The sequence below is a fragment of the Paenibacillus sp. FSL L8-0340 genome, from assembly GCF_038593145.1.
Lineage (GTDB): Bacteria > Bacillota > Bacilli > Paenibacillales > Paenibacillaceae > Paenibacillus_AQ.
Window position 1 is genome coordinate 1732104 of the sequence record NZ_CP151967.1, and the last position, 12959, is coordinate 1745062.

Genomic DNA, 12959 nt, shown 5'->3' on the forward strand with positions numbered 1-12959 from the left:
GTTTCTCCTTCACTTTCTAGCCTTGCGGTTATCTCTTTGATTTGGTTATAGTATAGATAATGGCTTGCGATTATTAAATGTTTTATCTGATTGAAAAGCTCTACTATTTGGCTGAGGCGGTGAACGATATGGACCTGAGGCTGCATGCCTGCGCCTATTCTTTTCATACACTTCCGTTTAAATCTTCCTTTACGCCGCCACCGTTTTTCCTGTTCCGGCTGCAGGTGGTGGGCAGCTGCAGGGCGCTTGTAGACGGCAAAATGAGTCTTGTCCAGCCAGGCGACTTATTAATCTATCGTCCTGGAGAGCCATATCATTTAGAGGTAGATGCAATTAACGGAAAAATCGAAAGCGGCGACTATTATTTACTGTGTGAAGGTTCTTGGATCGAAGAATGGTGGGAATCCCAGCTCCGGCTGACTCAGCAGAGAATTCATCTGGATGAAGGTATGCTCTCGTTATGGCAGCAGCTCAGCATCGAGCAGCACCGTATCGCACAAGGTAACCCTGAGCTGATCCGGCATTTATTGTGTGCGCTATGCCTATCTTTTGACCGTTTGTCGGGTGAAGCTGTCTCAGGGCCTAACCCGCAGGGACGCTCGAATGAACTGGTCTTGCGGATGAGACGTTATATTAACAAAAATGCGCTGAATCCGCTAAGAGTGGAGGAAGTTGCCAGATTTGCCGGACTCAGTGTATCCAGAGCCGTACATCTTTTTAAAGAGCTGACGGGTTATACCATTATCCAGTATACACAGGAGATTCGCCTGTCCAATGCCCTGGAGCGTATCCGGTTTACCGACTTAAGCCTGGAGAATATTGCCGGGAGCTGCGGCTTCGGGACGTATTCCTATTTTCACAAGGTATTCAAAGCCAGGTACGGCCTTTCTCCCAAGGAAATCCGCAGCCGGCCGGCTTCGGCAGAGCTGAACTACCAGGACAGCAGATTTGTTATCCATCACGCGGACGGTAATCTGTCAGGCATCTCCCCGGATGCCCGGCGTTTTCTCAGTTCATGATTAGAATCTCTAATTATGAACTGATTTTTATTACAATTGTTAAGGTGTTGCTGCTTACGGTAATCTTTTATGATGGTGAAGGAGAGTCCTGTGGAAGCGCCTTAATCGGCTATCCATGCGCTATGATGAAACCGTTATCACAAAGATTGAAGGAGTGAACCACGAATGGAAACAGCTACATACCCATATCAGCAGACGGATTTACCTGTAAATGAACGCGTGCTAGATCTGATCTCCAGATTGACTTTGGATGAAAAGGTAACCCTGATGCCGCAATATCAAGCCGCTGTAGAGCGCTTGGGCGTGGGAGCCTATAAACATGGTACGGAAGGGGCTCACGGAATTTCGTGGCTGGGCAAGGCAACTGCTTTTCCTCAGGTCAGCGGATTGGCCTGCACCTGGAATCTGGAACTCTTGAAAAAGATCGGCTCAGCCATCGGCGACGAGGCCAGAGCGTTCTACAAGAAGAATCCGGCTGTTAACGGCTTGACGTTATGGGCACCTACGGTAGATATGGAACGTGATCCGCGCTGGGGCCGTACGGAAGAGGCATATGGCGAAGACCCGGAATTAACCGGACGCCTCAGCACCTCACTGGTGCAGGGAATCCAAGGTGATCATCCCAAGTATTTGAAAGCGGTAGCAACACTGAAGCATTTCCTCGGCAACAATAATGAGATCAACCGCGGCGTGGATTCGTCCAGCATTGATCCGAGAAATATGCGTGAATATTATCTGGAGGCCTTTAAGCCTGCCTTCAAGGAAGGCGGCGCCAAGTCCATGATGACCGCCTACAACTCGCTTAATGGGGTACCGGTCATCCTGCATCCTGCGGTGATGGATATTGTCAAAGGTGAATGGGAAATGGACGGCTTTATTGTAAGCGATGCCGGGGATTTGTTCGGTATTGTGAAGGATCATAAATATTATGAGTCATTCGCCCAGTCGATGGCTGAATCGATCAAAAACGGGATCGACAGCGTGACAGAAGAAACGGCAGAGACGATCAAGGTTATTCATGAAGCACTGGCTGAAGGGCTGCTTGCCGAGGAAGATCTGGACCGTGCGCTGTTCAACACATTCCGTGTCCGTTTCCTTCTGGGTGAGTTCGATCCTGAAGAAGGCAATCCGTATACGGCAATCGACGATTCCGTCATCCTCAGCAAAGAGCATGGCGAGTTGTCGCTGGAAGCTGCGAAGCAGTCTATTGTACTCCTGAAGAATGAGAACAGCACGCTTCCGCTGAACCCGAAAGAGTTGTCCAAAGTTGCGGTCATTGGTCCGCTCGGCGACGAAGCTTTCAGAGACTGGTATTCCGGCACCCTGCCTTATGCTGTCACACCTCTGCAGGGAGTGATCAAGAAGCTTGCAGGCAAACAGGTATCCTTCGAAAGCGGCGATGACCGGATCATCCTAACTTCGGCCGCAACAGGCCAAGCCGTAGGAATCACCGGCGAGGACGGCAGACTGGCAGTGCTACATGAGACTAAGGAGCGCGGAGAATTGTTCCGTCATACGGCCTGGGGCTGGACGAGCAACACTCTTGAAGCTACAAGCCGGGGACAATATGTTACCCTTAGCGACGCCGATACACTGACGGCTTCCGCTGATGAAATCTATGGCTGGTATGTGAAGGAAGCACTGAATATTGTACCGGAAGCCGAAGGTACAGTCAGCCTGCGGACCTGGAATGACAAGCCGATCTCAATCCATGCCGAAGACGGCACACTGCTGGCGAAGGAGCAGGAGACTGATGCCAAGGCGCACACATTCCGCAAGAACATTGTCGTGAACGGTGTAGAAGCTGCGGTCGAAGCCGCGAAAGCCGCAGAAGTTGCCGTTGTATTCGTCGGCAACCATCCGCTCCTGAACGGCAAAGAAGAGATTGACAGACCGGATATTGTCCTGCCGGAAGAGCAGGAGAATCTGGTTAAGGCTGTGTATGAAGCCAACCCTAATACAGTGGTGGTTATTGTCGGAAGTTACCCGATCACTTCTACATGGATTGATGAGCATATCCCTGCGGTCCTCTATACTTCCCACAGCGGGCAAGAGCTGGGCAACGCGATAGCCGACGTTCTGTTCGGCGACTACAGCCCGTCGGGCAAGCTGAATATGACTTGGTACCGGTCGGTGGATCAGCTTCCTCCGCTGATGGATTACGACATTATTAAAGGTAAAAGAACGTACATGTACTTTGACGGTGAGCCGCTGTATCCGTTCGGCCACGGCCTGAGCTACGCGCAGGTATCTTATAACAGCCTGTCGCTGGCCGCCGGGGAACTGGAGCAGGACGGAACGATTAACCTGTCCGTTCAGCTTGAGAATACCGGTAACGTGGATGGCGACGAAGTCGTTCAATTATACGTGCAGTCCTTGTCTTCCCGAGTCACACGTCCACTGAAGCAGCTGAAGGGGTTCCAAAAGATCCGGCTTGCCGCAGGACAATCGCAAACGGTGGAATTCACGTTGCCGGTTGCCGAGCTGGCTTTCTGGGATGTAACGCGTGAACAATATTGTGTTGAAAACGGCGATTATACTGTGATGATCGGCCGCTCTTCAAGTGATATTCAATTGACCGCCCAGATCAAAGTGCATGGCGAAACGATTCCGGCCCGCAATCTCTATTTGACGGTCAAAGCCGAGAACTATGACGACTATGAAGAAGTATATCTGGATGAATGCAAGGCGGGCGGCGCTTCTGTCCATCCGGCAGGTGAAGGAGCATGGATCGCCTTCAAAGATGTGGAGTTCGGTCAAGGCACCGCAACGTTCCACGCGCTCGTATCCTCCGTGACCGGCGGCAGCATCGAGGTCAGAACAGAAGGCCCGGCAGGACAATTGGCGGCGACCCTTGAGGTTCCTCCGGGCGAAGGCCTGCAACAGTGGAAAACATTGTCTGTTCAAGCTGAAATTGAAGCTGGCGGAAACGATGTGTATCTGGTCTTTAAAGGCGAGGCGCTGCTCAGCCGCTTCCATTTTTCCGTGTAGCTCCAGCTAACTAAACGTAATAGGGTATAATCCTATTGAAAGTCGCATATTATGCGGCTTTTTTTTTATGGGATTAAAGTGTCGACAAAGAAATTATAAAAATTTTTTGCTACTCAAGACTCAAGACCTATTCAACAAATAATTCTAAAATTGAATAGGTTTGTTTCACAATCAACATTGATATGCGACGAAGAGGCAATTTAATTGACCAGAAGAGATCACTTGCTCTCTTTCCTATGCAGATATCTTACAAAAGAAAGCGTTAAATTACTCAGTCGGAGGAATCACTATTTTGAGAAAGCTATCATTCGTTATTGCCATTATTATGTTAGGTGCAATGTTGTCCGCTTGTTCTGCCATTACATCCACCGTGGAGCAAGCGCCTGCAGGCGTTACTTCCGGCGAGAGCAAAGAAATCGATAAATACAATGCGTATGTGAGGCTGAATAACTTGATGACTGGCAGAATCAACGAGGTTCTGGTTCATTATTTCGAGAAGTTCGGAGTTGATGCGCAGCCTGTAATCGAGAAAAACTTTAGCTTCATCATGCTCGGCGTTGCTGAAACTGAGCGGGAAGTTGTTGATAAAGCGAACAGCTATACCGCAAGCAAACCTGTTTTTGCGAATGCAGACCCCTTAGTGGTCAAACTGACCCCAGTCATCAATGATCTGTTGTCCGTCCAGGACGATTTGAAAGCCTACTATGATACAAGAGGCTACGTGGATGATGATTTCGCAAAAGGAAAACTGCTGCATACCAAGCTGGTAAGTGCAAATCTCGCTTACGAGACTGTCGCCAAACAATACTTCACGGCTTTGCAAAAATTGGGTAACGAGCAGCGTCTGGCTGAACTGCAAAAACTCAAGGATTCAGACCAGCAGATCAGATATAATGCCTTGAAGTTCATGATAGATGCAGAGGCTACGGCCATTGAAATGGATGAGCAGGGAATCACCGCCGACAATGTGCTGCAGCTTGATATGACGAAGTTTAAAGCTAAATACGACATCATGACCGCAGATCTGAGTGCGCTCATGACAATCTCAAAAGACAAGAAACGAATTCAAAAAGAAGGGATTAACAGCTTCAGTATCGAGAACTATGTTGATTCAGCCACTGAGGCAAAAGCGGCCGCTTCGAAAATCATTGAACGCATCAATAAGAAGGAACCTGTATCTGATTCTGATCTGAACGGCCAGTTCCTGAACACTACGGATGGTACACCTGAGAATTTCAATTATAAGCTAAGCAAGGCAGTCGAAAGATATAATGAAATGAATTAAGCGTGTCTAGCGGTTGGGCTGCGAAATCAAATACAGAGTTCCGGTAACGAATAAGCCTTATCCGCGAATGGAACGCGGATAAGGCTGTAGCACGGGGATACGTTAGTTAAATAAAACAGCGACAGTAAAGGACTTTATTTCTCGTCCTTTTACTGTCGCTGTTTCGATTTCTGGAGTCACTCTAATACTAATTTCTAGCCAGTTAACGGGTTCCCGTTTCTCAAAGCCCGTAATATCAAGTATTCCAGTCCGCAGAAATCCGGAGGATACCGTTAGAAGCATTCCCGCGATAACCAGTACCCCAATTTTGTACTTCGGAACAAACGCTGCAGCATAGTATCCTCTCCTTTTGCAAGTGTTAGCTTCGATCTGCTGATCCACCGGCCTGTGCTCCACGACTCGCATTGCTTTAGAATCCATTTCCTCTCTTGACCTTAGGTCTGACCTAAGGTGTATCTTTAGGGTAATCCGGTTGCAGTGAGGGAGTGGTGGTAATGAACAGTGAGCTCACAATTAGTAAATTAGCCAAGCTTACTAATGTGGCTGTGCACACTCAAGTAACAAAGTCTGCTAAGCCTTTCTCTTTTTAGCAAGCATTATATTATGGGGGAAACAAGATGAGAAAGAAAATTGGCATGATTATAATTGGTGTTTTTTTGATAACTATGGGTGCAGTGCTCTATGTATTTCGGCAAAACAGCTTTGACATGGTGGAGCAATCCATTGAGATTTCCTCCCCTCAGGGCAAACTGACAGGTACACTTGTCCTGCCCAAGAAAGAGTACGGAAAGCTGGGACTAGTGTTGTTCGTTCATGGTGACGGACCCATCAATGCTTCTCATGATGATGGATATAAGCCGCTATGGGAGCGCCTTGCTTCGCAAGGCTACGCTTCATTGTCCCTTAATAAGAGAGGAATCAACGGTTCTGAAGGGGACTGGCTGGAGCAGAGCATTGATGACCGTGCAGAAGAAGCGCGCCAGGCGCTGGCCTGGGCCAGAACGCAGCCGATGATTGACGATAAGCGGATCGGCGTGTGGGGAGCTAGTCAGGCGGGATGGGTTATTCCGAAGCTTGCAGGAAAGGAGCCGCTCGCGTTCAGTATTCTGGTGTCCCCGGCCATCAACTGGTTAACCCAGGGAGAATATAATACGCGCGAGCAAATGGCAAAAGCCGGATCCACTGAGGTGGAAATTTCTGAACAGGTAGCGTATGAACAGGAATTGAAGGAGCTTTTGAAAGAGAACGGATCGTATGATGAATATGTAAACAAAGCTCATACAAATGAGATTATGTCAAAAGAACGGTGGACATTTGTCAGCAAGAACTTCAGATCCGATGCAACCGCCGATCTGCATAACTTCAAATCTCCTGTGCTCCTGCTACTGGGGGAAGAGGATATTAACGTGGATGCGACGGAGACGGAGCAAGTATATCGTAAAAAGGTCAGCCCTCCATCATTGCTTACAGTCAAGGTCTTTGCGGATACAGAGCATTCCATGCTGGCGACGAAAACCGCTGATTCGAAATTGCGGGCATTGCTCATCAGTCTGTTCGCGCCAAGAAAAATCACGGTCAACGGTTATATGGAGCAAATTGAACAATTCTTGAAGAGGCTTCCCTGATTTGGAGCCTGTTATCATTGAAACCCTTTCTACCAGTTAGGAAATATTCTTGTTACCTATTTTGAGGAGTGGAAAGAACATGCCAAGACGAAGCTTAATAATGATATTAGCCATTATGCTCGGTGTTGCAACCGCCGCTTGCTCCAATACAAAAACAGAGGAGAGCGCAGGTGCAGAGGTCAAGCAGGATAGAATGGTCGAGGTGGCCACTGTAAGCGAGGAACTGCTGGAAACAGATTATACTCTGTCCGGCACCTTGCAGCCTGTGAAAGAGGCAGCGGTGACTTTTGAACTGGCGGGGCGGGTGATCCGTACAAATGCAGAAATCGGAGATTCGGTCAAGAAGGGAGGTCCGCTGGCCAATCTCGCTATGTCCGAATTTCAGCTTAAGGTTGAGCAGGCCGAGCAAGGCATTCTTCAGGCCAAGGCAGGATTGAATCAGGCCGAGCAGAACGCTTTGCAAGCCAAAGCGGCGCTGAGGAGCGCCGATGCGTCAATTAAAGCATCTGAAGCGCGGGTTGCAAATGCAACAGCAAATCAGGTGCAGGTGAAGAAAGGAGCACGCAAACAGGATAAGCTGCTGGCCGAGAACGGGCTGGCCTTAAGCCAAGCTGCTTACGAGAAAGCCAAGATAGATACTGAGCGCTCGCAGAAGCTGTACGAGCAGGGACTTGTATCTCAAACCGATAACGAAAACGCACAGTTGAATTTGAAAAATGCCGAGAAAATGGTAAAGGATGCCGAAGCCTCCATATCACGGGTTCAGGAAGGGGCCACGCAGGAGGAGAGACAAGCGGCAGCGGCGTTGCTGGAGGAAGCGATATCAGGAATTATGGCAAGTAAGGCCGGCAAGGAGCAGGCTGCGGCCGCTCATAACGGAGCGTTGGCCGCCAAGGAACAGGCACTTGCTGTATATAACAACGCAATTACTATAAAAAAAGAAGCGAACTTGGCCCTTTCCAAAACCTCTCTTGCCGCATCCTTCACTGGAGTGGTGCTGACCAAAGAAGCCAGTTCGGGTGATGTCGTTAACCCTGGACAGACCATTTATAAGCTGGGAGATGTCCGCCGGCTGAAGGTACTTCTGCCTTTGCCCGACAGTGAAGTGGGGCGATGGAAGAAAGGGGTGAAGGTGGATGTCGGTCTGTACGGCGAAGTACGCAAGGGGACGGTGAGCAAAATTTACCCGCAGACCAATGCCGGTACCGGGACGATTAGCGTGGAAGTGATTATCCCGAATGAAAAGCAGGACTGGATAGCGGGCCAGGTTGTCAAAGCAGGACTGAAGCAATCTGGAAGCAAGGTGATTCTGGTTCCCGTGATGGCAGTCATCAGCAACGGCGGCAAGCCTCATGCATTCAGAGCCGTGAATGGAAAAGCTGTGAAAACGGCTGTCGAAGTGGGGAGCCGGCTGGTGGATAACAAGCTCGAAATTGTCAGTGGACTGAAAGAAGGAGAGCAAATCATCGTCAAGGGGGCGGAGACTCTGTTTGATGGCGATCAGATTGAAGCGGCCGACGGTGCTGTCAAATGATCGAATATTTCGTTAAGAAGAAAAAAATTACCCTGCTGTTTTTCATCATGCTCATTGGTGCCGGAGTGTTCAGCTTCACCGGATTGCCGAAGCAGGAGTACCCTGACATCGTTATAAAATATGCTTTGATTACTACGATTTATCCCGGAGCCTCCCCGGAGAAGGTGGAGCAGAGCGTAACCAGGGTGATTGAGCAGAAAATCAAGCAGGTTAAGGGTATCAAACGGATTTTGTCCACCTCGGCCAGCGGTTATTCGAGCATTACCGTAGAGGGTGAGGACGGTGCCGATGCCAAGACACTGTTCGACGGGGTGCGCAAAAATGTGCAGGATGCACAGGCCGACCTGCCTTCCGGCGTCCAGACTCCGGTTGTTGATGACGATCTGGCCAGCTCCTATATCGGATCGTATGCGATCTCGGCTGCTTCCCGGGAAGAGCTGGATGCGCTCAGTGAGCTGATGAAAACCTGGAAAGACCAGCTCAGGTCGGTTTCGGGTGTGGCCAATGTGACTATCCAAGGGGTTCCTGATCAGCAGATTCATATCAGTATCAATAGCAGCAAGCTGCAGGAATACAACCTGGGCTGGGAACAGGTACAAGTGGCTATTCAAGGCGAAAAAACGCGGGTTCCCACCGGTGAAATCACCCTCAATGACCGAAGCTACCAGATTATGGTCCGTGAAGATGAGAGCCTGGATAATTTGAGGAAGGTGTTGATCACCCGAACACAAACCGGTTCGCCTGTTTATCTGAAGGATATCAGCACGGTCAAGCTTGGCCATGCCGATCCGAAGTCTTTTGCCTACTACGGGGATAAGCCGGTTATCACGATCAATGTTGGCGCGAAAACGGGCAGTGATGTGCCGGCCATGCACAAGCTCGTGAGCGAAAAGCTGAAGGAACTGAAGGCAACTCTCCCTGCAGGCACTCAGTTGGAAAACTTGTTTGCACAACAGGATAGGGTTCATGAAATCTTTAATGATCTGACACGGGAAATGATCATTGCGGTAATTGCCGTAATCATCGTTTGTATGCTCGGACTGAATCTGCTTACCTCGGCTTTTGTTGCCCTGGCGATTCCGGTCTCACTGGCGGTTGGCTTGATCCTGCTGCCGTTTCTGGGGATCAGCATGAACGAGATCTCCGTTATTGGCCTGATCATTGTCCTGGGAATCCTGGTGGATGATGCCGTCGTGGTCAACGATAATATCGAGAGGCGGCTCAGCGAACTAGGGGAAAATCCGCAGGTTTCGGCAATAAAGGGCACCAAAGAGGTAGCTGTTTCCATCCTTACGGCGACACTGGCTACGATTTCCGCCTTTGCTCCATTGCTATTCCTGCCGGGACCTTTGGGCGCATTTATCAAGCCGATTCCGGTGGTCATTTCATTGACCATGCTGGCTTCCATGATGATGTCTCTGACGATCATTCCAATCTTTCGCGAGTGGTACGAGAAGAAGAGAGAACGCAGAGCGAAGGCTGCCGCAGCAAAATCGGGTTTTCTCGGCAACCAGATTGCCGCCATGAACCGGTTTTATTCCGGTAAAGTCATGAAAGGAGTGCTGAAGCGGCCGCTGGCAGTAGCCCTCACCGGCTTGCTTCTCGGAACGGCTGCCTATCTGCTGGCACTCTTTGTGCCTGTTGAGCTGTTTCCGGCCTCCGAGCGTCCGGAGGTGGTTGTGACCATGACAATGCCGCCCGGAACTTCCCTACAGGAGACGGACCGCGTAACCAAGGATATTGCCCGCTGGATGAAACAGCAGCCGGAGTTAAAAACGCTTTCCTACAGCGCCGGCAGCAGCGCCCCCCAATTGCACAGCGATCAACCCGGCATTTCATCGCCAACCAAAGGCCAACTGGCTGTAGTTGGGGAAAAGGGAGTGTTCAACCTAGACAAAACGGTGAAGGCATGGAACAAACATTTGGAGACTAAATATCCCGAAGCCTCTTTTCAGTTCTATACGAGTAAGGTGGGCGTCGATGTAGGTAAGGCAGTATCGATCAGCGTTGCCGGAGAAGAGCTTGGTCAACTGCAGACAGTGAGCCAGCGGGTGAAGGAGACCATTGCATCCATTGGCGGGGTTTCAAATGTGACGGATAATTTGGGCATAGACCAATATACGCTGGAATTTGAGGTTAACAAGCAAGCTATGGATCAGTACATGGTGTCATATACCGATCTGACCCGTGCCATCCTGCTGTCAAGCAATGGTATTACCTCCAGCCAGTTCGATACCGGTAAAAATATGATTGACGTTAAGCTATATTTGCAAAAGGATAACAACGACCCGAATGTAATGTTCCAAAGATTAAATGTCACCAATACGACGGGCCGGCAAATTCCGTTGTCCCAGCTTGCCTCTATTAAGCCTTCATTTGCCATTCAGCAAATCCAGCATGTGAATCTGAAGCGCACGATTACGATTGAGGCGGATGTGAAGGGGCGAACGGCGACAGAGGTCGGTGCGGAAATTAGCGGGAATCTGAAAGGTATCATCTTCCCGGCGGGCTACAGCTGGAGTGCCGGAGGAGAAACGTCGGAGCAAAACAAGGTGTTCAAAAATCTGACCACGCTGTTTGTTATCGTTATATTCCTGATTCTGCTGCTGATGACTCTTCAATTTTATTCCATTTCCATTCCACTGATTATAATGACTACTGTCTATCTGGCTGCGGCAGGAGGAATTATCGGAATATACCTCTCCGGAATGCCGATCGGATTTATGAGCCTAATGGGTATCATCTCCCTTGCCGGGATCGTTGTGCGTAACGGCATCGTGCTGATCGAGTTCATCGAAGATGCCCGGCACGAGGGTACGGAATTGAAAGAGGCCGTTATACAAGCTGCTTCGGCGCGGTTCCGTGCCATCCTGCTGACCTCATTAACGGCCATTATGGGGATGATCCCGATCGCGTTGAGCGGCAACATTTTGTTCCGCCCCATGGCGTACACCATTATTTTCGGACTCATGTTCTCGACACTGCTGACTCTGCTTGTAGTTACTTCATTGTATATGGTCGTGGCTCAGTTCAAAATGAGACGACAGGAACGGAAAATCAACCGGAATGCTGAGAGGGAGCAGACGCTTTCTGTATAAACCGGTCACTAAGTCTTTCCGCCAAAATACTGAAAGGAGTTAAGGATATGAACAAAGTGTTTCTTTCAGCATTATTTGCTTTATTGTTGTTCACCTCTGTGCTGCCGTCGGCACTGGCCGCTGACAATGAGGCGCAGGCTGTCACGGAGGACGGGAAAGAAGCGACTACCGATAAGCGGCTTCCGTCCACTTTTGTCAATCCGCGGGCATTGGCCGAGCTTGACCGCCTCAATTTGCAGACAGCGTTGTCACAGGCAATCGACAGTTCATTTAATCTGTCACTTTTGCAATTGAAGAATACGGCTCTGATTACTCAACAGAAAGATTACAAGGCACAAATTCAAGGTCTCGAATATGCCAAAAAGGATGCCTATACCCTTCCGGTCACTCCCGAGGGCATACTTGAGAATAAAAAATACCTGATCCCTGCGGATGCTGAACCCCAGCTGCTATTCTGGATGGGGCCGGTTATGGAGATAAACACTGTTTTTAACGGCCTGATGTCTGCACAAGTGGAAAGCATGAATGAGATGGTGATTTCCCAGCGGGTTCAGTTGGAGAGCGCAGTGAAAAAGCTAGTGCATGAGAAGCTGCAATCAGCACTTGACCTGGAAGAGGCTGTACAGGGAACCAAACTACAGGTCACCGGCCAATATATTCAGTTGCTGTCGCTCAAACAGCAAGCAGCGTTACTGAAAGAGGGACTTCAGGTTCTGGATTTAGAGCTGAATCGGCAGGAAATACTGGTCGGGCAGGGCATGATGACGGCGGAGAATTACCGCAATCTGGAGGCGGAGCGCAATAATCAGGGTGTCGAACTGGATAAAATGCTGGCAAATTACAGGTTGGGGTTGCTCCAGTTGTCGTTCGATCTCGGTATTCGCTATAACCCGAGTATGATGATGGAGGAAATTCCACTACCCGAAGTCAAGCCGGTGATCCGCAAAAGCAGCGAGGACATTCTGGTTCATTCCTTTGAGTTGAAACGTCTCTGGAATACGCTTAATCAAGCCAGACGGGATCAAAAGTTCACTCCTACACCGAACGCATACGCCAGGGAAAGCCTGGGCCAGATCGTGCAAATGACCGAGGAAGAGATCAAGCAAACCAAAATACAACTGAACCAAAATATCAACGCCGTCTACGCCGGGGCGGACGATGTTTACCGGCAGTCTCTCTCCGCGCAGAGGGAAGTGGATAAAGCGGCTTTCGATTTCGCCAATGTCAACAGGAGGTTTGAAGCAGGGAGTGTACCGCAGCGCGATTTGAACAACGCCCGGTTCATGGTCCAACAGGCGGAAACGAAAGCGGGGTTGCTGGAGCTGCAATATTTTGGCATACTGGGCAAGATTGAAGCGATGGAGAAAGGACTTATTCTGCCTGCTGCACAATAGAGATCGGGAAACA

8 protein-coding genes are annotated in these 12959 nt (G+C 49.6%); 7 read left to right on the forward strand and 1 reads right to left on the reverse strand.

From position 1 onward, the window contains the following. Positions 1 to 77: 77 nt before the first annotated feature. The 3 genes from NST07_RS07925 (at position 78) to NST07_RS07935 (ending at position 5295) form a co-directional block, all read left to right on the forward strand. Complete coding sequence (locus NST07_RS07925) at positions 78 to 1019, forward strand: AraC family transcriptional regulator (RefSeq protein ID WP_342481337.1); 942 nt, start codon at positions 78 to 80, stop codon at positions 1017 to 1019. A 165-nt stretch (positions 1020 to 1184) separates the two neighbouring features. Continuing rightward, positions 1185 to 4010: a glycoside hydrolase family 3 C-terminal domain-containing protein gene (locus NST07_RS07930; RefSeq protein WP_342481338.1), complete on the forward strand. Its 2826-nt coding sequence runs from the start codon at positions 1185 to 1187 to the stop codon at positions 4008 to 4010. A 292-nt stretch (positions 4011 to 4302) separates the two neighbouring features. Continuing rightward, positions 4303 to 5295 carry a YiiG family protein gene (locus tag NST07_RS07935; protein WP_341090945.1) on the forward strand — a complete coding sequence of 331 codons (993 nt, stop codon included), beginning with the start codon at positions 4303 to 4305 and terminating at the stop codon, positions 5293 to 5295. A gap of 102 nt (positions 5296 to 5397) precedes the next feature. Here NST07_RS07935 and NST07_RS07940 read toward each other — a convergent pair whose 3' ends face one another. Continuing rightward, positions 5398 to 5676 carry a hypothetical protein gene (locus tag NST07_RS07940; protein ID WP_341090946.1) on the reverse strand — a complete coding sequence of 93 codons (279 nt, stop codon included), beginning with the start codon at positions 5674 to 5676 and terminating at the stop codon, positions 5398 to 5400. A gap of 236 nt (positions 5677 to 5912) precedes the next feature. On the opposite strand from NST07_RS07940, the gene NST07_RS07945 reads away from it, so the two are divergent. From NST07_RS07945 to NST07_RS07960, 4 genes are all read left to right on the forward strand, one after another. Next, positions 5913 to 6920 (forward strand): CocE/NonD family hydrolase, encoded by a 1008-nt coding sequence (locus NST07_RS07945; RefSeq protein ID WP_341090947.1) that lies wholly within the window; start codon positions 5913 to 5915, stop codon positions 6918 to 6920. Between the two features lie 79 nt (positions 6921 to 6999). Beyond that, positions 7000 to 8454 carry an efflux RND transporter periplasmic adaptor subunit gene (locus tag NST07_RS07950; protein WP_341090949.1) on the forward strand — a complete coding sequence of 485 codons (1455 nt, stop codon included), beginning with the start codon at positions 7000 to 7002 and terminating at the stop codon, positions 8452 to 8454. After that, positions 8451 to 11552: an efflux RND transporter permease subunit gene (locus NST07_RS07955; protein WP_342481339.1), complete on the forward strand. Its 3102-nt coding sequence runs from the start codon at positions 8451 to 8453 to the stop codon at positions 11550 to 11552. Before NST07_RS07950 ends, NST07_RS07955 begins: the two co-directional genes overlap by 4 nt. A 47-nt stretch (positions 11553 to 11599) precedes the next feature. Next, entirely contained in the window at positions 11600 to 12946 is a 1347-nt protein-coding gene (locus NST07_RS07960) for a TolC family protein (RefSeq protein ID WP_341090952.1), read from the forward strand. Positions 12947 to 12959: the final 13 nt, after the last annotated feature.